Source organism: Corynebacterium antarcticum, assembly GCF_016595285.2.
Taxonomy (GTDB): domain Bacteria; phylum Actinomycetota; class Actinomycetes; order Mycobacteriales; family Mycobacteriaceae; genus Corynebacterium; species Corynebacterium antarcticum.
The window spans coordinates 314,725-333,606 of sequence record NZ_JAENIP020000003.1 but is presented as its reverse complement, the minus strand read 5'-3'; the positions used below and the strand labels follow the sequence as shown (position 1 = coordinate 333,606).

The following is an 18,882-nucleotide window of genomic DNA, read 5'->3' as shown; positions in this document are numbered from 1 at the left end:
AGGGAGTGCGAGAAACCGTCTTATCCGACGATTCTCCTCCGCATCTCGCCCCTGGCGGTCACACTGCATCAACCTGTCGGTTCAATCCACCACTTTAGCGCATCCGGGACACTTGCGCCCACACCGGCCTGCACCGGCCCCGGCCGCCGCGGCGCAGGCACCGGGTGTGCCGCCACTCCCGCCCGACCACGCCGTGGGATCCCCGCGGCACGGGGAGCACGGATAAGGTGGTGGACATGCTTAGCACGATGCACGACATCCCCATGTCGCTGACCAGGATACTTAGGTACGGTTCAACCGTTCACGGGTCCTCGACGGTCACGAGCTGGGACGACGGCGAGCCCACCGCGCTGACGTTCAGTGAGATCGGGGCCAGGGCAGCGGCCCTCGCCAACGCACTCAGGGACGAACTGGGCATCGACTCCGACCAGCGGATCGGCACATTCATGTACAACTGCGCCGAGCACCTGGAGACGCTCTTCGCGGTCAGCTGCATGGGGGCGGTGTTCAACCCCCTGAACAAGCAGCTCATGGACGATCAGATCGCGCACATCATCAACCACGCCGACGACCGGGTGATCATCGCGGATCCCAGGCTTCTCCCCGAACTGGGGCGGGTGCTGGAGCACTGCCCGAGGGTGACGGATGTCGTCGTCACGGGGTTGCGGGACATAGATACACTGTCCCCGCACCTGCCCGGGCACATCCGGATCCACTCCTACGAGTCCCTCATCGACGGCCGTTCCACGGACTACGACTGGCCCGTCCTCGACGAACACACGGCGGCTGCGATCTGCTACTCGACCGGAACCACGGGCGCCCCGAAGGGCGTCGTCTACTCGCACCGGTCGATCTACCTGCACTCCATGAGCCTCCGGACCACGGACAGCTTCGCCGTCAGCCACGGCGTCCCCTTCCTCTGCTGCGTGCCGATCTACCATGTGCTGTCCTGGGGCGTTCCGATCTCCGCATTCATGTCCGGGGCGCCGATGATCCTCCCGGGATCGGACCTGTCCGCACCGTCTCTCGCGAAGATCATCGCGACCACCCATCCACGGGCCGCCTCCGGTGTGCCCACCCTTTGGATCTCCCTGATGGTGCACTACCTCTCCAACCCCCCGGAACGGATGAGCCTCCAGGAGATCTTCGCCGGGGGATCCCCGGTTCCGCCGGTTCTGATCAAGATGTGGGAGGAGCGCTACGGTGTGGACGTCATCCACATCTGGGGCATGACCGAAACGTCGCCGATCGGCACGGTCGCCCGCCCCCCGATGGGCGCCTCCGGCCAGACACGCTGGACCTACCGAATCAGTCAGGGCCGGTTCCCCGCGTCCATCGAGTACCGCGTCGTCAACGACGGGCGTGAGGTCACCGGGACCGACCGGAACCAGGGTGAGATCCAGGTACGGGGCAACTGGGTCACCGCCTCCTACTACCACTCGCCGGAGGAGGACCGGGGCGGTCTCGCGCGGAACTTCCGGGGCGAGGAGGTCGGGGATGCCGCCGACAAATTCACCGACGACGGATGGCTGCGCACCGGCGACGTCGGTTCGATCACCCGCGACGGCTTCCTCACCGTCGAGGACCGGGCCCGCGACGTGATCCGGTCCGGTGGTGAGTGGATCTACTCCGTCCAGCTGGAGAACATGGTCATGGAATCCGAGGAGGTCGTCGAGTCCGCGGTCATCGGCTATCCGGACGACAAGTGGGGTGAACGACCGCTCGCGGTCACCGTCCTGCATGAGGGCGTTGCCCCGGACCGTGCCACCGCCGAACGCCTCCGGGACAACCTGCGCGAGAAACTGCCGGCCTGGATGCTTCCCGAGTACTGGACCTTCGTCGAACAGATCGACCGGACCAGCGTGGACAAGTTCGACAAGAAGGACCTGCGCAAGCACCTCGCCGACGGCGAATTCGAGGTCATCCGGCTCAAGGGCCCCGGGGAACGCTGAGACGGTCACCGGCGGTGATGGTCCCCCCACCCGGGACGGGCCGGCCGGGCCCCGGTCACCGGTGACAACCGGACCCGGTCCGGGATAACATCGTGGAACAACGTCTGCAGCCCCGCCGGAAGGAACCGCCATGAAGCCCAGGGAAGAACTGCCTCTGACCGAGAAGACGGGTGCCTGCGGCTGCGGTGAACATGACGTGCCGGTTCCGGAACTGGATGCCGCCGCGATACCGCACGCCATCCGTCACGGAGCGATCCACGGCGCACTGGGCGTGCTCCCGGTCGGAGGGGCTCTCGTCCTCGTCGCCCCGCACAATCCGGTGCCGCTGCTCAACGAGATCGCGGCCCGTGCGGAGTCCTTCGAGATGAGGTTCCTCCAGCAGGGACCGGACGAATGGCGCATCAAGTTCACCCGGATGGCCTGACCCCACCCGGACCGGCGAGATTTCCCCGACCACGCCCCCCGGCGAGCCGCACTGTGGCATCATGAGGTGATCTGTACAACAGTGTGCGGTCAGTGTCATCCCGGGTCACGAAATCCGGTTCCCCGGCCGGCGGCGGCGCCGGACCACGGCGCCGGACGTCCGCGACGGGGCGGTACTCCACTCGGATCGTCCGGCACGTACCTGCCGGTGGAGGAAAATCAACCATGGCTACAGTGACCTTCGACAAGGCCAGTCGCATCTACCCGGGGGCCGACCATCCGGCCGTCGACGCACTCGATCTGCACATCGAGGACGGTGAGTTCCTCGTTCTCGTCGGCCCCTCGGGCTGCGGAAAATCCACCTCACTCCGGATGCTCGCGGGGCTGGAGGACGTCAACTCGGGCCGCATCCTCATCGGGGACCGCGACGTCACGTCGGTGCTGCCGAAGGACCGGGACATCGCGATGGTGTTCCAGAACTACGCGCTCTACCCACACATGACCGTCCGGGAGAACATGGGCTTCGCCCTCAAGATCGCCAAGGCCCCGAAAGACGAGATCGCCCGCCGGGTGGACGAAGCCGCGGGAATCCTCGGGCTCGAGCCGTTCCTGGACCGGAAGCCCAAGGCGCTCTCCGGCGGCCAGCGTCAGCGCGTCGCCATGGGCCGCGCCATCGTCCGTGAACCCCAGGTGTTCCTGATGGACGAGCCGCTGTCCAACCTCGACGCGAAACTCCGGGTGCAGACCCGCACCCAGATCGCCTCGCTGCAGCGCAATCTCGGCGTCACCACGGTGTACGTCACGCACGACCAGACGGAGGCGCTGACCATGGGCGACCGGATCGCCGTGCTCAAAGACGGGGTGCTTCAGCAGTGCGGCACACCGCAGGACATGTACGACCGGCCCGTGAACAGGTTCGTCGCCGGATTCATCGGATCACCCGCGATGAACCTCGGGACATTCCACGTCGACGGCGACGAGGCCCGACTCGGTTCCGCCGCGGTCAGGCTCCCGAGTGACACGGTCGCCGCACTCACCGAGGCGGACGGCGGGCGCATCACGATCGGTTTCCGCCCGGAGAGCCTCGAGGTCGTCAGCGAAGAGGTGGACACCACCATTCCGGTGGTCGTCGACCTCGTCGAGGAACTGGGCTCCGACGCCTACATCTACGGGCACCTCGCGGGTGCCTCGGATCCGGCGATCGGCTCGGGCCCGGATCAATCCGCTGATTCACCCATCATCGTGCGGGTCCCCCCGCGTACCGCACCGAAGCGCGGGGAGACGATCCACGTCCGGATCCGGGAGAATCAGCAGCACTGCTTCAGCGTGGCCACCGGCGAGCGGATCGCCTGACCCCGTACCACGTCCCGGGTAGCGGAAAATGGGGTGTCCGGGAGCTCGATCGCTCCGCGGACACCCCGTTTTCCGGCGTCTAGTCGACCGTGACCTCGACCGGTCCGGCAACCTCGAGTTCGTGGACGGCCAGGCCGTCGGCACGCGCCTGATCGAGGATCTGCTGATCAACCGGTTCGGTGGACAGCACCATGACGGTGGGGCCTGCACCGGAGAGGTACGCGGGCCAACCGCGGTTGCGCAGCCGGTTCACCCACTCGGCGGTCACGGGGAGGACGTCCGCCCGGTACGGCTGGTGCAGCCGATCCCGGGTACCCTCCCAGAGCAGCTCGGGATGGTGCTGGATCGCGACGGTCATCACCGCGCAGCGGGAGACGTTGAATCGCGCGTCCATGTGCGTCACGTCACTGGGGAGCACCCGGCGGACGGCCTGCGTGGAGGCGCGGAAGTCCGGGACCAGGGCAGTCGCCCGGATCCGTTCATCCGCGGGGATCTGGACCGCGCGGTACTGCGGTTTCGTCGTACCGTCGACGGGGACCTCGGTCCAACCGACGATGGCGCTGCCGAGCACACTCGCCGCGGCGTTGTCGGGGTGCCCCTCGAAATCACTGGCGAGCTGCACGACGGCGGCATCATCGAGTACGAAGCCGGCCAACCCGTTCGCCGCGGCGACACCGGCGACGGCCGCGGAGGCGGAGGATCCGAGTCCGCGGGACTGCGGGATCGAGTTCCGGCACGTGACCTTCAGTCCGGGCGCGGTGACGCCGGCGGCATTCAATCCCGCCCGCACGGCACGGACCACGAGGTGCCGCTCGTCGAGAGGGACCTCTCCCTCGCCCTGTCCCTCGACGGTGACCTCGAGACCGGACTCCGTGACCTCGACGTCGACGTGGTCGTAGAGACTCACCGCGAGACCCAGGGTGTCGAACCCCGGGCCCAGGTTCGCAGAGGAGGCCGGAACCGTGACGTGCGCCGTCCGACCGACGGGAAGTGCGGTACCCACGGCGATCACGCCCTCAGACCGAGCGCCTCGACCACGGCGGCCGGATCAACGTCGATCGGGGTCGGCTCCGGCATCTGCAGCAGCGCTGTCGTCGGGTCCTTGAGGCCGTTGCCCGTGACGGTGCAGACGACGGTCTGGCCCGGCTCGAGCCAGCCCTCCTCGTGCGCCGCGAGGACACCTGCGACGGAGGACGCGGACGCCGGTTCGACGAACACTCCCTCCCTACCGGCGATGAGGCGGTAGGCCTCCAGGATCTTCTCGTCGGTGGCGGCGCGGAAGACACCTTCGGACTCGTCGCGGGCGGCGACGGCCGAGTGCCAGGATGCGGGGTTGCCGATGCGGATGGCGGTCGCGATGGTCTCCGGGTTGGTGACGGGCTCACCGTTGACCAGCGGTGCCGCGCCCGCGGCCTGGACGCCGAGCATCCGGGGGCGGCGGCTGGTCACACCGTCGTTGAAGTACTCGGTGTAGCCCTTCCAGTAGGCGGTGATGTTGCCGGCGTTGCCGACGGGCAGGGCGTGGATGTGCGGCGCGTCGCCGAGGACATCGGCGATCTCGAAGGCCGCGGTCTTCTGGCCCTCGATACGCATGGGGTTGACGGAGTTGACGAGGGCTATCTCCGGGTACTCGGTCGTGGTCTTCTGGACGAGTTCGAGGCAGTCGTCGAAATTGCCGCGCACCTGGATGATCTCCGCGCCGTGCATGACCGCCTGGGCGAGCTTGCCCTGGGCGATCTTGCCCTCGGGGATGAGCACGGAGCACTTGATGCCTGCACGGGTCGCATAGGCGGCAGCCGACGCGGAGGTGTTGCCGGTGGAGGCGCACATCAGCACCTTCTTGCCGTTGGCGACGGCGTCGGTCACCGCCACGGTCATGCCACGGTCCTTGAAGGAGCCGGTCGGGTTGAGCCCCTCGACCTTGAGGTAGACGTCGCAGCCGGTGATCTCGGAGATGTGGTGGGCCTTCAGCAGCGGGGTTCCCCCCTCCTGGAGGGTGACGGCCTTCCAGCCCGGAGCCACCGGCATGCGGTCGCGGTACGCCTCGATCAGGCCGGGCCAGCCACGGTGGACGGGGTTGCGGGAACTCATTGGATCATTCACCTTCCAGTCTAAGGACACTGTTGACGGTTTTCACTGCGTCGAGCTTCTTGAGCGTCTCGACTGTTTCGGACAGATCGGCCTCGCGCGCGGAATGGGTGACGACGACGAGCCGCGCGGCGTCACCGCTCTCCTCCTGGCGAACCGTGCGGAGCGATATTCCGGCATCGGCGAACACGCGGGAGACGTCGGCCAGGACACCGACGCGGTCCTCGACCTCCATGTCGACGTGGTAGCGGGTATTCACCTCTCCGAACTGCGCGACAGGGAGGTTGGCGTAGGTGGATTCTCCCGGTGCCCGGCCACCGTGGACCTTGTTCCGGGCGGCGCCGACGAGGTCACCGAGCACGGCCGACGCGGTCGGGGACCCGCCCGCACCATTCCCGTAGAACATGAGTCGGCCTGCGGCCTCCGCCTCGACGAACACGGCGTTGAAGCTCTTGCTGACACTGGCCAGGGGATGATTCCGCGGGACGAGCGTCGGATGAACCCTCGCCGACACCTTCGTGACCCCGTCTTCACCGGTGATGCGCTCACAGATGGCGAGCAGCTTGATCGTGTATCCGGCGGCGCGTGCGGCCTCGATGTCGCGGGCGGTTATGGAGGAGATCCCCTCGCAGTGGACATCCTCGTAGGTGACCCGGGTGTGGAACGCCAGGGATGCGAGGATGGCGGCCTTGGAGGCGGCGTCATGGCCCTCGACGTCTGCGGTGGGATCCGCTTCCGCGTACCCGAGGCGCGTGGCCTCGGCGAGCATGTCGTCGTAGGAGGCACCGGTAGCGTCCATGGCGTCGAGGATGAAATTGGTGGTCCCGTTGACGATGCCCGCGACGGATTCGACGCGGTCGCCGGCGAGCGAGCGCCGCAGCGGTCCGACGACGGGGATCGCGGCCGCGACCGCGGCCTCGAAGTAGAGGTCCACTCCTGCGGCGTCGGCGGCTTCCGCCAGTTCGGCTGAGTGCGCGGCCACGAGAGCCTTGTTCGCGGTGACGACGGATTTTCCCGCCTCGAGCGCAGCGAGCACGAGTTTGCGCGGGTAGTCGATTCCGCCGATGACCTCGACGACGATGTCGACGTCATCACGCTGGATCAGGCCCATGGCGTCTGTCGTGAGCAGATCCTCGTCGACGGAACCGCGGTGCTTGGCGATGTCGCCCACGGCGATGCCCTTGATCTCGAGCGGGCCTCCGACCCGGTGGGTGAACTCATCGGAGTTCTCCAGGAGGAGTCGGAATACCTCGCTGCCGACGGTTCCGTGGCCGAGGAGAGCCACGCCCACCGGGCTGCCCTCCCCCTTGCCTGGGTTGTAGGTTGGCTGATCTTTGACGGTCATGGTGCTCCATGTGGATTCTCGTGAATGTGCTCTGCTGGTGCTCTCCCGGAGACCTGTCCCTGTCCGGTCCACCGGGAGAAGACGCTACGGGAGGAATCTCCGGTGCGTCTGGACGTACCAGGCCATCATAGACAGACTGTTCCGGATGCTTCAGCGGTGGACCACCGATCACTCCGTTGCCCCGTTCAAGTTACCTTTAAGGATGTGATCCGTTCCGGGGATCCTCCTCACGGTGGAACGACCCCGACGCCGCGCGGGGGAACACGGGGTCCACCACGTCGCCCAGACCCATGCACCGTCGACCAACCAGGTTCGGGTGTTCGCGAAGGAGTCGGCACGCGGAACGGGTGCGGTCGAAGATCCGGCGTCACGACCATCGGCGCCCCCGGACACCGACGACCACGAAACAGCCCCCCCCCCGGAGATGGCCGGAGAAGCCCGCGGACGGCCCCGCTCCGCACCGGTCGGTCGACCCGCTGGAACCGGTTCCTTCCACGCCGGGGACACGGGAGGCGCTTCCCGGCCCGTCGAACGGTACCCCCTGCCCGTGATCCCCGGACAGGGGAGTCCGGGAGTGATCCCGCACGGCCTTCATCGGGGCGTCATCGCCACCGGAACGTCACTCGCGCTCCCGGCGGCTGTCCGGGGTCCGGGGTGCCACTCCCCTGCGGGGTTGTTCCGGCGCCCGTCCTGGGACGCCTCCGTGAACGGAAGGTTAGACGTCTCCGGTGGGACCGGGGTAGGGTCGGTTCCTCTGCCGGGCACTCCCCGCCCCGGGTCCTGAACTTCAGCTGTGGCCCGGCCGTTCCACACCACCTCATCCCCCGTGCACCCCGCCTGCGACCGGCCCCACCTCGCCGCCGGGGTGTCATCGGGAACCGTCCCACGACGCTCACCGCTTCCGGAGAGGTTCTCCGGTCGCCCGTACGTGGGCCTCCGACGCCCGTGCCCGGGGGAGGTACCCCCGGGCACGCGGAGAGGGGCCGGACACCTGCATCCAGGTGTCCGACCCCTCTCCGGTCAGGTCGATGACGATGTCCTCCGACTTCGCCACGGAGTGCTCCGCGCCCCCTAGGAGGCGGTGGGTGCCTCCGCAGAATCATCTGAATTCTCTTCGACGATCTTGTTCTTCACGTTCTCGAGGCAGGCGTCACGCTCTGCCCCATCGAGCTCCTGGCATTCCTGGATCTGCTTGAGGTTCTCCTCACCGACGATGTCCTCGGCAGCCTTGAATACCACGAAACCGACGACGAAGCTCAGCACGATGGACAGGACGGAGAGGACGACGGCTGCGATGGACAGACCCCTGCCGGCCTTGGGGCCCACGACCTTCTTGGCCTTGACGATGCCGATGATGCCCAGCACGATGCCCACGATCGCCAGGACCCAGTTGAGCATCGGAACCCAGCAGAGGATGACGGCGAAGATGGAGACACCCAGCGCCCAGGGGGCGATGGCGTTCTTCTCGGGGCCGGAGGATGCGGCGGGGTAACCGCCGTAGCCGCCACCCTGCGGGTAGCCGCCGCCCTGCGGGACATTGTTTCCGGGATCGTTCGGTGTCGTCATTGAGATAGCTGCTTTCTGTGTGTTCCGTGGACTGTATCGTGTACCCGCACAGACAGACTCTGCCGCGCAGTTGACCACCGGGGCGGCGGGCGGGGAGGTCTCGGTGCCCGGCCAGTCTACGTAACACCACCCGCTCCGACAACACCGTCACGGGTTCAGAACTCTCCCTCCTCCAGTGCGAGGAGATCGTCGAGGGTCTCCCGGCGCAGCATGAGCCGCGCCCGTCCCGCGCGGACCGTGACGACCGCCGGACGGGTGAACATGTTGTACCGGGAACTCATCGCGTAGCAGTACGCACCTGTTCCGGCGATCGCGAGCAGATCGCCGGCGGCGATGTCGTCCGGGTAGATGACGTCGCTGATCAGGATGTCCCCGGACTCGCAGTGGGAACCTACGACCCTGGTGGAGATCCCCTCACCGTCGACGAAGCGGTTGACCACGCGACCCTCGTACTCCGCCTGGTAGAGCGCGGGGCGGATGTTGTCGCTCATTCCGCCGTCGACGGACAGGTAGCGGCGGGTGGAGTCCTGGGCGGTGTGGACGTCCTTGACGGTGCCGACGGTGTAGACGGTCACCGTCGACGGTCCGGCGATCGCGCGGCCGGGTTCAACGAGCAGTTCAGGCGGGGTCAGTCCCAGGGAATCCGCGTGCGCGTTGACCTCCCGGAGCAGAGTCGCGGCGACCTCCGGCACGTCGAGAGGGTCCTGTCCCTCCGTGTAGGCGATGCCGTATCCGCCACCGAGGTCGAGGATCGAGACCGCCTCGGACGCGTCCACCGGATCGAGATCGCGCTTCAGCTCCCCCATCAGTCTCAGGAGGCGCTCGGCGGCGAGGGAGAATCCCTGGGCGTCGAAGACCTGTGAACCGACGTGGCAGTGGAGGCCGACCAACTTCAGGTTCTCGGCTCCGGCGGCGGCGAGGCACGCGGTGTGCGCGGAACCGGATGCCAACGAGAACCCGAACTTCTGGTCCTCGTGGCTGGTGGCGATGAACTCGTGGGTGTGTGCCTCGATGCCGGGTTTGACCCGGACGAGAACCTCCTGGTCCACCCCCTCCTCCACCGCGATGGCGGAGAGCCTGCCGATCTCCTCGGCGCAGTCGAGGACGACGTGTCCGACACCGGCGGTGACGCTCGCGCGCAGGAGCGCGTCGGTCTTGTTGTTCCCGTGCACGGTGATGCGGGACGGCGGGAACCCGGCGGCCAGTGCGACCTGCAGCTCCCCCAGGGAGGCGACGTCCAGGGAGAGTCCCTCTTCGTCGATCCAGCGGGCGATCGTCCGGGTGAGGAACGCCTTGGATGCGTAGTGGACGTTGTGTCCCCCGCCGAAGGCGTCGGCCATGTCGCGGCAGCGGGAACGGAAGTCATCCTCGTCGACGACGAAGACGGGCGTTCCGTAGGTCTCCGCTATCTCTGGGAGGGGGACCCCCGCGACGGTCACGACACCGTCATCCTGGCGCCGGGCGTTCCGCGGCCAGACGTGTCCGGGAAGCCCGTTGAAGGTTTCCGCGACCTGATGCACGGCCGACGTGGATCCGGATGACCCCGCGGCGCGCTTCTCGACGGAGTCGAACCCGCCGTCGGCGATTCCCGCGATGGCCCGACGTTCGAGTGACGTTTCGTTGCGGTGATTCATCTACATCCGCTCCGGTGCTGTGACGCCGACGAGGCGCAGGGCGTTGGCGAGGGTCTGTCGGGTCGCCGCGGCGAGCGCGAGTCGCGCGCGGTGGACCGGCTCCGTCTGCTCCCCGCCCCGGGGCAGGATCTGGCAGGTGTCGTAGAAGCGGTGGAAGGTCCCCGCGAGCTGCTCCGCGTACCGGGCGACCCGGTGCGGTTCCCGAAGTTCGGCCGCCGCGGCGACCACTGCGGGGAACTCCCCGAGGGTCCGGATGAGGTCCCCTTCCCTGGGCTCGGTGAGCAGCGAGAGGTCGGCACCCGCGTGGTCGACCCCGATCTCCGCCGCCTTCCTGGCGATGGAGCAGAGCCGGGCGTGGCCGTACTGGACGTAGTAGACGGGGTTGTCGCTGGACTGGGAGGACCAGAGATCCATGTCGATGTCGAGGGTGGAGTCGACGGAGGAACGGATCATCGCGTAGCGGGCTGCGTCGACACCGATCGCCTCGACGAGGTCGTCGAGGGTGATGACGGTGCCCGCGCGCTTGGACATCTTCTTCACCTCGCCGTCCTTGACGAGGCTGACCATCTGGCCGATCATCACCTCGACGCTGTCCGGGTCGTACCCGAGGGCTGCGGCGGACGCCTTGAGCCGGGCGATGTATCCGTGGTGGTCCGCACCCAGCATGTAGATGCAGAGATCGTGTCCGCGCTCGATCTTGTCGACCACGTAGGCGATGTCACCGGCGATGTAGGCGGCATCACCGTCGGATTTGATGACGACACGATCCTTGTCGTCGCCGAAGGCGGAGGACCTCAGCCACCAGGCGCCGTCCGCCTCGTAGAGGTTGCCGTTCTCCTTGAGCATCTCGATGGACCGTGCGACGGCACCGGACTCGAACAGGGAGTTCTCGTGGAAGAACACGTCGAAGTCGGTGCCGAACTCGTGGAGGGAGCTCTTGATGTGGGCGAACATCATGTCCACGCCACGGGACCGGAAGGTCTCCTGCATGGTCGCGGGATCCTGTTCGAAAACACCCGGGACCTCAGATTTCACGGCGTCGGCGATCTCACCGATGTAGGCGCCGCCGTATCCGTCCTCGGGGGTCGGTTCCCCCTTCGCCGCAGCGACGAGCGACCGGGCGAACCGGTCGATCTGGGTCCCGTGGTCGTTGAAGTAGTACTCGCGGGTGACGGTCGCACCGCTGGCGGTGAGGATTCGGCCGAGTGAATCGCCGACCGCCGCCCACCGCGTGCCACCGAGGTGGATCGGGCCGGTCGGGTTCGCGGAGACGAATTCGAGGTTGATGCGACGCCCAGCGACGCTGTCGCCGTTTCCGTACGCCTGTCCGGCCCGGAGGATCTCCTCGACGATCTTGCCCTGCGCGTCCGCGGCCAGCCGGATGTTGATGAAGCCGGGGCCGGCCACGGTGGCTTCCGCGATGGCGTCACACTCACCGAGAGCGGCGACGAGCCAGGTGGCGAACTCCCGTGGGTTGGTCCCCACCTTCTTCGCCGTCTGCATGGCGACGTTCGTGGCGTAGTCACCGTGCTCGGGGTTGCGCGGCCGTTCGACGGTGACCTGCTCCGGCAGGAGCGAGGAGTCGAGGCCGCGGCCGTCCAGCACGCCGGTGGCGGTGGTCTTGATGAGGGAGGCGAGATCTGTTGGAGTCACGGTCAGTCATGCTATCAGCCCACCTGGCGCGATCCGCGGGGCCTCGGGGAATCCGGTTCCGCCCGTGGCGTCTCATCCAACGAACCGTAGAACCACCGGTTCCCGGAGCTCCGACCGGCGGCTCCGCCCGACGGGCGCGACGTCCGGAGGGCCACCTCCGTCAGAGCGGTGGGTACGGGCCAAGTCGCGGGAAACGACACCGACGCCCCGACGAAGCGGGACCCGTAAAGGGGTACCCACATCCCCATTCGGAGGCTCCTGGCCAACCATATTCACCATTGAGGCGACGTGTCCCACCCCCGCAACGACCCCGGCACCGGGTGCGGGAGCGCCCTCCTCCAGCAGTGGTCGGGAACATCGGACTCCACGGAAGAAGGCGGCCGACACCCGCGTGTTGTCCGCACACGACATCCGACACCGAGTCGGCGAGAACCCGTCGATCGAGCCAGACCGGAACGGGAACGGTCACCCCGTCCAACTCACTGCCCCACCCCCGGGGGTGACTAGAATCCACCGCTTCCTCTCAGGAAGATCTCCACCCGATCGAGAGCGAAACCGGTCACCTCAGTGCACGGATACCGCCCCGTAAGGTCCGCACGGACCCCCGCCACGGACATTGACCACGACGGTGATTTCCGGATCACACCACCTTTCTCCGCCATTCCCCGAAATCGGTTGAAATACCCCCATAGGATTCAGGGAGACGCACCGTGGCTTCCGTCTGAACCACAGACTTGATCGATTCGGCAAGTCCGATCCGCCACGGACACACCACGAATCACAAGGAGGTCCCATGAGGGATTTCACCATTCTCACCAACGCGGTGGGTGGAAGCCTCGGTCTATCGGCCGCCGTCGCCACCATCCCGCTCCTGACATTCTTCGCGATGCTGATCTTCGTCAAGGCGCGGGCGCACACGGCTGCGCTCGTCGCACTGCTGGCATCGCTGATCGTCGCGGTCGTCGGTTTCAAGATGCCGGTCGTCCTGGCGGTGGCATCGGCATTCCGGGGTGGCGTGTTCGGCCTGTTCCCGATCGTCTGGGTCATCGTCATGGCGCTCTGGTTCTACGAGGTGACGGTCGTCTCAGGCCGCTTCGAGGACCTGCGCAGGACCTTCGACCGCCTGGGGGCCGGAGACATCCGCATCCAGGCGATCCTGATCGCATTCTGCTTCGGCGGCCTCCTCGAGGCACTGGCGGGCTTCGGCGCCCCCGTGGCGATCACCGCCACGATGATCCTCGCACTCGGCGTCAAACCTCTGAAGGCCGCGGTCGTCGTACTCCTCGCGAACACCGCCCCGGTCGCCTTCGGCGCCGTCGCCATCCCGATCACCACGGCCGGGGCCGTCGCGGGACGGACCACGGAGCAGACGGAGAACATCGCCGCCATCGTCGGTCACCAAGCTCCCTTCCTGGCGTTCTTCGTCCCGATCATCCTGCTCTTCATCCTGGACGGGGGCAGGGGAATCCGTGACGCGTGGATCCCCGCCGTCGTCATCGGCTTCTCCTTCGGCATCGCGCAGTGGGCCACCTCGAACTTCTTCGCCTACCAGCTCACCGACGTCGTCGCCTGCATCTTCTCCCTCGGTGTCGCCGTCGCGTTCCTGCGCTTCTGGTCCCCGCGCGGCGTCCCCGCAATGCGTAAGCGCCTCGGGGTCGGCGAGATCAAGGCCGCCGAGGAACTGCCCGCCCACCGCATCTGGATGGCACTCATGCCCTACGCCGTCGTGACGGTGATCTTCGGCCTCGCCAACCTCGGAAAGACGATCCCCGATGCCCTGAGCGCAGCGTCCGTCACGTTCGACTGGCCACTGCTGTCCGACCGGCTGCTCACCGCTGAGGGCACACCGGTGAAGTCCGCGTACACCTTCGCCTGGCTCTCGAATCCGGGCACCCTGCTGCTGATCTCCGGGCTCGTCGTCACACTGCTCTACTCGATCTTCAACGAGGGCGGCAAGTACCGGATCACCTTCGCCGGCGCATTCTCCGCGATGGCGCACTGCATGGTGAAGATGCGGTGGGCGGCACTCACCATCGCCGCCGTCCTGGCACTCGCCTACGTGATGAACTTCTCGGGCCAGACCGTCGCGATCGGCCAGTTCGTCGCCTCCCTCGGCGCGGTCTACGGCTTCCTCGCACCGACCCTCGGCTGGGTCGGCACCGCCGTCACCGGTTCCGACACGTCGGCGAACGCCCTGTTCGGGAAGATGCAGGTCACCGCCGCCGAGGGGGCCGGATACAACCCCGACCTCATGCTCGCGGCGAACACCACCGGCGGTGTCGTCGGCAAGATGATCTCTCCGCAGTCGCTGGCCATCGCGGCGACCGCGGTGTCCATCGACGGCAACGAGGCCGACAGCCCCAAGGAGTCCGACATCTTCAAGGCGGTCGTGCCCTGGTCCATCATCATGCTCTTCGCCGTCTGCTGCCTGGTGTTCCTCCAGACGAACGTCCTGAGCTTCCTCGTCGCGACGGTCGGCTAGTCCCACCCCCGGAGGTGCCCGCCAGCGCAGCACCACCACCGCCCCGGTTCACCCTGCTCCCACGAGCCACGGTGAACCGGGGCTCCGGCGTTTTCACCGGACCGTAACGCAGGGAATTCGCTCCGGAAAAATTCAGGAATTGTCCGGCGAGAAGAACAACGACTTTGCGAACTGGGCAAATTGATATTCCCGCCGGAAAGCCCCGGAATTCCATTCGGGGACATGTCGCCACCACATTCCGCGAACTGCGGTGGCGGTCCTGAGAATGAGACGTTCACCAGCATCGTTATCGGAGATCAAGCGAAGTGATCCGCCGAGGGCAGCCCCCACGGATGTTCCTGGTTTTGTGTGACTCACAATCGCCGGAAGGAGTATCGTCGGAACCATCAGTCCTGCCACCACATTCACCCGCGAATAATTAGGCAAGGCTTCAGTTAATTAAACAGCCCAACGACAGCGAGGAGCACCCATGCGTGTCGCTCTCTTCTCAACCTGCATCGGGGACGCGATGTTCCCGGATGCGGTCAAGGCCACCGCTGTGGTCATCTCACGCCTCGGGCACGAGGTTGTCTTCCCCCCGGAGCAGACCTGCTGCGGCCAGATGCACGTCAACACCGGCTACCAACGTGAGGCGGTTCCACAGATCGAGAACTACGTCGACGCATTCTCCGACCCGTCCATCGACTGCGTCGTCGCGCCCTCCGGTTCCTGCACGGGTGCCGTCCGGGAGCAGCACGTCCACGTGGCCCAGCGGTACGGCAGGAAAGGGTTGGCGGACGCGGCGCGGAAGACCGCGGAAAAGACCTACGACCTCTCCGAGTTCCTGATCGACGTCGCCGGCGTCGATCAGCTCGGCGCGTTCTTCCCGCACCGCGTCACCTACCACTCGACCTGCCACTCGCTCCGGTTCCTCAAAGTCGGCGACCGGCCTCTCCGACTGCTCCGCAACGTCGAGGGCATCGACCTCGTCGAACTCCCGCACGCGGACGAGTGCTGCGGCTTCGGCGGGACGTTCTCCGTGAAGAACGCCCACACCTCCGCGGCGATGGTCGCCGACAAGGTCCGCAACATCCGCGACACCCGGGCCGAGTACGTCACCGCCGGTGACGCCTCCTGTCTGATGAACATCGGCGGTTCGCTCTCCCGGCAGCAGTCGGGCGTGCGTGCCCTCCACATGGCGGAGATCCTGGCCTCCACGAAGCAGCACCCGTGGCAGCCCGACTCCGCGATCTACTCGAAGGAGGCCATGCTGTGACCACGCTCCTCGGAACCCCGAAGATGCCGCCCCGAGCCCCGAAGGGTGTCGGGCACCTCCGCGGCACCCAGAGCTTCACCAAGGCGGCGGAGACCGAGCTGGACAACGCCACCCAGCGCCGCAACCTGCACAAGGCGACCCACACCATCCGCGACAAGCGGATGCAGGTCATCACCGAGATCGATGACTGGGAGCGACTCCGCGAAGCGGGCTCGCACATCAAACGCGACGTCATGGCGCGCATGCCGGAGCTCCTCGAGCAGTTCGAAGAGGCGGTGACCGCCCGCGGCGGCCACGTGCACTGGGCCCGGGACGCGAACGAGGCCGGCGCCATCGTCACCGAGCTGGTCAAGCGGACCGGCGAAACCAACGTGGTCAAGATCAAGTCGATGGCGACCATGGAGATCGGGCTGAACGACCAGCTCCGTGAAGCCGGGATCTCCGCGCGGGAGACGGACCTCGCCGAGTTGATCGTGCAGCTCGGCCATGACACTCCGAGCCACATCCTCGTTCCGGCGATCCACCGGAACCGCGCCGAGATCCGGGACATCTTCGTCCGGGAGATGCCCACCACCGACGAGACCCTGTCCACGGAACCCGCCGAACTGGCCGAGGCTTCGCGGCTATTCCTCAGGGAACAGTTCATGCGCGCCAAGGTCGCGATCTCCGGGGCGAACTTCGGCGTCGCGGAGACCGGCACCGTCGCCATCGTCGAGTCCGAGGGCAACGGCCGGATGTGCCTCACCCTCCCCGAGACGCTCATCAGCGTCATGGGCATCGAGAAGCTCCTGCCGACCTTCCGCGACTTCGAGGTGTTCCTGCAGCTGCTCCCCCGATCCTCCACCGGCGAGCGGATGAACCCCTACACCTCCCTGTGGTCCGGTGTCACCGAGGGTGACGGACCGCAGGAGTACCACATCGTGCTCATCGACAACGGCCGCACCGCGGCGCTGGCCAACGAGATCGGCCGCGAGGCACTGAAGTGCATCCGCTGCTCGGCCTGCCTCAACGTCTGTCCCGTCTACGAGCGCGCCGGCGGCCACGCCTACGGCTCGACGTACCCGGGCCCGATCGGCGCGATCCTGACCCCGCAGCTCACCGGGATCGACTCCGCGGACGACCCCAACGCCTCCCTGCCCTACGCCTCCTCGCTGTGCGGCGCCTGCTACGAGGCCTGCCCGGTGAAGATCGACATCCCGTCCGCGCTGCTTGAGCTGCGGCACCAGAAGATCGAGGGGCACAAGCCGAAGATCGAGGGCGTCATCATGGGCGCCATGGGACTGGCGTTCGGGAACCGGCGCATCTGGAACGCCGCCACGCACCTGGTGTTCCTCGGCCGGATCCTCGGAGGCTTCGACGGACGGATCACCCACCTGCCGAGCTTCCTCGCCGGCTGGACCGACGTCCGTGACACCTGCGTACCACCGAAGAAGTCGTTCCGGCAGTGGTTCGACACCGACGAAGCCCGGGAGCTGCTCGCCGAAGCGCGGCGCACCGGTATCCCCGGCTCTGAGAACGCCGCCTCCGGCAACGAGAACGGGAAGGAGAACTGATGGCCACCGACACCCGCGGCGCGCTGGACAGCTCGACGAATGCCGCCGCGAAGAAGGAGATCCTGAATAGGATCAGGAACGCCCACAAGCTCGCGAACACCGCTCCCGGCCCGGTGGAGGTCCCGCGCGAATACAACTTCGAGCCCGACATGGACTGGCCCGAGCTCAAGGAGGTCCTGATCGACCGTCTCCTCGACTACAAGGCGATCGTCGAGGAGACCACGGCGGACAAGATCGGCGACACGGTCACCTCGATACTCAAGGACCGGGAAGCCCGCACGGTCCGGTACGCCGAAGGACTCGACGCGGAACTGTTCTCCGGCTTCGACGGCGACGCCGGACCGGATGACTGGGACACGGATCCGCGCCTGCTCAACGACGTCGACGTCGTCGTCACCGACAGCAGGGTCACCTCGGCACAGACCGGGACGATCTGCCTCGAAACCGGCCCCGACTGCGGTCGGCGCGCCCTGACGCTCGTTCCGGACTGCCACATCTGCATCGTGCGCCGCGACAGTGTCGTCTACGGGATTCCCGCGATGATCGAGCGCCTCGACCGCCGCCAGCCGATCACGATGATCTCCGGCCCGTCGGCGACCTCGGACATCGAACTCAGCCGTGTCGAGGGAGTTCACGGTCCCCGCACGCTGATCGTCGTGATCGTCGACTGAGCGTTCGACCGGAACCACGACAGTCTGATACCGGGTGCCCAGTCTGGGCACCCGGTATCAGTCGTTCTCCGCAAGTCACACCCCGGCACGTCGACGGCCCACGTCCCGCCCCGTCAGCCTGCACAACGCGATCGAACCCGCAGGAACACCGGCGAACCTGATCCGGTGGCGAGCACCGGGGCTCCCCTCCGCCCACGGGGTCGCTGGCGACCACTTCCGTACAGGGTGTGCCGTGCCCGTGTACCTCCGCCGCGGCGCCGGCACCGGTGGATGGAGGAGCATTTGGTGACCGACCCCCTCCTGGTGCTAAAGTTATTCTCGTTGCGCAGTCACCGGGACCGGTTCACCGTCCTGACGTGAACAGCGTTGACACGCCTCCGTAGCTCAGGGGATAGAGCATTGGTTTCCGGTACCAAAGGTCGCACGTTCGATTCGTGTCGGGGGCACCACCGAAGTGAAGGACCTCCACCGCCGTTGGCGGTGGAGGTCCTTCACTGTTTTGTCCGGCGACAATTCGGCCGACCTCCCGGTCGGCCCGGAGCCGGGCCCGGAGATCGGCGCCCCGAATCGGGAGCATTCCCCGTGGGACACCCGGAGCCGGCCCACCGGTGGCGAACGATCACCGTCCGTGGGCCCGGCATGCGGACGGCGCCGGGATTCAGGCGTCCGGTCCGGGCATGATGAACCACATGACGAAGTAGAACAGCATCTGGGGGCCGGGAAGCAGGAACGACGCCACGAACAGGATACGCAGCAGGGTGCTGTTGATCCCGTAGGTCTCCCCTATTCCGCCGAGGACTCCGGCAACCAGTTTGTCGGTCGCACTGCGCCGCAGTTTCCGCTGAAGGAGCGGAGCGTCGGTCTCGTTGTGTCGGTCATAGCCGGGGCTCTCGTATTCCATGGGTCA

Annotated in this window: 14 protein-coding genes and 1 tRNA gene; 8 read left to right on the top strand and 7 right to left on the bottom strand. The window is 66.9% G+C overall.

The window, feature by feature from the left end; all coding sequences use genetic code 11:
- Nucleotides 1–236 precede the first annotated feature (236 nt).
- The 3 genes from JIM95_RS08820 to JIM95_RS08810 all read left to right on the top strand — a co-directional run bounded on the left by JIM95_RS08820 (nucleotide 237) and on the right by JIM95_RS08810 (nucleotide 3,728).
- Nucleotides 237–1,952 (top strand): long-chain fatty-acid--CoA ligase, encoded by a 1,716-nt coding sequence (locus JIM95_RS08820; protein WP_200258831.1) that lies wholly within the window; start codon nucleotides 237–239, stop codon nucleotides 1,950–1,952.
- Between the two features lie 130 nt (nucleotides 1,953–2,082).
- Nucleotides 2,083–2,376, top strand: a complete 294-nt coding sequence (locus JIM95_RS08815) for a DUF2249 domain-containing protein (protein ID WP_200258829.1) — start codon at nucleotides 2,083–2,085, stop codon at nucleotides 2,374–2,376.
- 224 nt (nucleotides 2,377–2,600) lie between these two features.
- Nucleotides 2,601–3,728: an ABC transporter ATP-binding protein gene (locus JIM95_RS08810; protein ID WP_200258827.1), complete on the top strand. Its 1,128-nt coding sequence runs from the start codon at nucleotides 2,601–2,603 to the stop codon at nucleotides 3,726–3,728.
- Nucleotides 3,729–3,807: 79 nt separating this feature from the next.
- On the opposite strand, the gene thrB is transcribed toward JIM95_RS08810, so the two are convergent.
- The 6 genes from thrB to argS all read right to left on the bottom strand — a co-directional run bounded on the left by thrB (nucleotide 3,808) and on the right by argS (nucleotide 12,014).
- The gene (thrB, locus tag JIM95_RS08805) at nucleotides 3,808–4,731 is read right to left on the bottom strand and encodes a homoserine kinase (protein WP_200258825.1); all 924 of its coding nucleotides are present in this window, start codon (nucleotides 4,729–4,731) and stop codon (nucleotides 3,808–3,810) included.
- A 5-nt stretch (nucleotides 4,732–4,736) separates the two neighbouring features.
- Entirely contained in the window at nucleotides 4,737–5,819 is a 1,083-nt protein-coding gene (gene thrC / locus JIM95_RS08800; RefSeq protein WP_200258822.1) for a threonine synthase, read from the bottom strand.
- A 4-nt stretch (nucleotides 5,820–5,823) separates the two neighbouring features.
- A complete protein-coding gene (locus tag JIM95_RS08795) occupies nucleotides 5,824–7,161 on the bottom strand; it encodes a homoserine dehydrogenase (protein ID WP_200258819.1) in 1,338 nt (445 codons plus the stop codon).
- A 1,071-nt stretch (nucleotides 7,162–8,232) separates the two neighbouring features.
- Nucleotides 8,233–8,727, bottom strand: coding sequence for a DUF4190 domain-containing protein (locus JIM95_RS08790; RefSeq protein ID WP_200258816.1), 495 nt, complete (start codon nucleotides 8,725–8,727; stop codon nucleotides 8,233–8,235).
- A 155-nt stretch (nucleotides 8,728–8,882) separates the two neighbouring features.
- Complete coding sequence (lysA, locus tag JIM95_RS08785) at nucleotides 8,883–10,361, bottom strand: diaminopimelate decarboxylase (RefSeq protein WP_200258813.1); 1,479 nt, start codon at nucleotides 10,359–10,361, stop codon at nucleotides 8,883–8,885.
- Entirely contained in the window at nucleotides 10,362–12,014 is a 1,653-nt protein-coding gene (gene argS / locus JIM95_RS08780) for an arginine--tRNA ligase (protein WP_200258810.1), read from the bottom strand.
- A 793-nt stretch (nucleotides 12,015–12,807) separates the two neighbouring features.
- Between argS and JIM95_RS08775 the strand changes: the two genes are divergently transcribed.
- The 5 genes from JIM95_RS08775 (at nucleotide 12,808) to JIM95_RS08755 (ending at nucleotide 18,424) form a co-directional block, all read left to right on the top strand.
- A complete protein-coding gene (locus JIM95_RS08775; protein ID WP_200258807.1) occupies nucleotides 12,808–14,496 on the top strand; it encodes an L-lactate permease in 1,689 nt (562 codons plus the stop codon).
- Nucleotides 14,497–14,965: 469 nt separating this feature from the next.
- A complete protein-coding gene (locus tag JIM95_RS08770) occupies nucleotides 14,966–15,751 on the top strand; it encodes a (Fe-S)-binding protein (protein ID WP_200258804.1) in 786 nt (261 codons plus the stop codon).
- Nucleotides 15,748–17,304, top strand: a complete 1,557-nt coding sequence (locus JIM95_RS08765) for a lactate utilization protein B (RefSeq protein WP_200258801.1) — start codon at nucleotides 15,748–15,750, stop codon at nucleotides 17,302–17,304. Before JIM95_RS08770 ends, JIM95_RS08765 begins: the two co-directional genes overlap by 4 nt.
- The gene (locus tag JIM95_RS08760) at nucleotides 17,304–17,975 is read left to right on the top strand and encodes a LutC/YkgG family protein (RefSeq protein ID WP_200258798.1); all 672 of its coding nucleotides are present in this window, start codon (nucleotides 17,304–17,306) and stop codon (nucleotides 17,973–17,975) included. The genes JIM95_RS08765 and JIM95_RS08760 overlap by 1 nt, the downstream gene beginning before the upstream one ends.
- A gap of 373 nt (nucleotides 17,976–18,348) precedes the next feature.
- Nucleotides 18,349–18,424, top strand: a tRNA-Arg gene (locus JIM95_RS08755).
- 209 nt (nucleotides 18,425–18,633) lie between these two features.
- Here the strand turns inward: JIM95_RS08755 and JIM95_RS08750 are convergent.
- Complete coding sequence (locus JIM95_RS08750; RefSeq protein WP_200258777.1) at nucleotides 18,634–18,876, bottom strand: PspC domain-containing protein; 243 nt, start codon at nucleotides 18,874–18,876, stop codon at nucleotides 18,634–18,636.
- Between the last annotated feature and the right edge of the window lie 6 nt (nucleotides 18,877–18,882).

Excerpts from the sequence above, each read along its gene's own strand:
- JIM95_RS08815 (WP_200258829.1), top strand. The coding sequence starts at position 2,083 with ATGAAGCCCAGGGAAGAACTGCCTCTGACCGAGAAGACGGGTGCCTGC.
- JIM95_RS08790 (WP_200258816.1), bottom strand. The coding sequence starts at position 8,727 with ATGACGACACCGAACGATCCCGGAAACAATGTCCCGCAGGGCGGCGGC.
- JIM95_RS08795 (WP_200258819.1), bottom strand. The coding sequence starts at position 7,161 with ATGACCGTCAAAGATCAGCCAACCTACAACCCAGGCAAGGGGGAGGGC.
- thrC (WP_200258822.1), bottom strand. The coding sequence starts at position 5,819 with ATGAGTTCCCGCAACCCCGTCCACCGTGGCTGGCCCGGCCTGATCGAG.
- JIM95_RS08760 (WP_200258798.1), top strand. The coding sequence starts at position 17,304 with ATGGCCACCGACACCCGCGGCGCGCTGGACAGCTCGACGAATGCCGCC.
- JIM95_RS08775 (WP_200258807.1), top strand. The coding sequence starts at position 12,808 with ATGAGGGATTTCACCATTCTCACCAACGCGGTGGGTGGAAGCCTCGGT.
- JIM95_RS08820 (WP_200258831.1), top strand. The coding sequence starts at position 237 with ATGCTTAGCACGATGCACGACATCCCCATGTCGCTGACCAGGATACTT.
- JIM95_RS08810 (WP_200258827.1), top strand. The coding sequence starts at position 2,601 with ATGGCTACAGTGACCTTCGACAAGGCCAGTCGCATCTACCCGGGGGCC.
- JIM95_RS08750 (WP_200258777.1), bottom strand. The coding sequence starts at position 18,876 with ATGGAATACGAGAGCCCCGGCTATGACCGACACAACGAGACCGACGCT.
- JIM95_RS08770 (WP_200258804.1), top strand. The coding sequence starts at position 14,966 with ATGCGTGTCGCTCTCTTCTCAACCTGCATCGGGGACGCGATGTTCCCG.
- lysA (WP_200258813.1), bottom strand. The coding sequence starts at position 10,361 with ATGAATCACCGCAACGAAACGTCACTCGAACGTCGGGCCATCGCGGGA.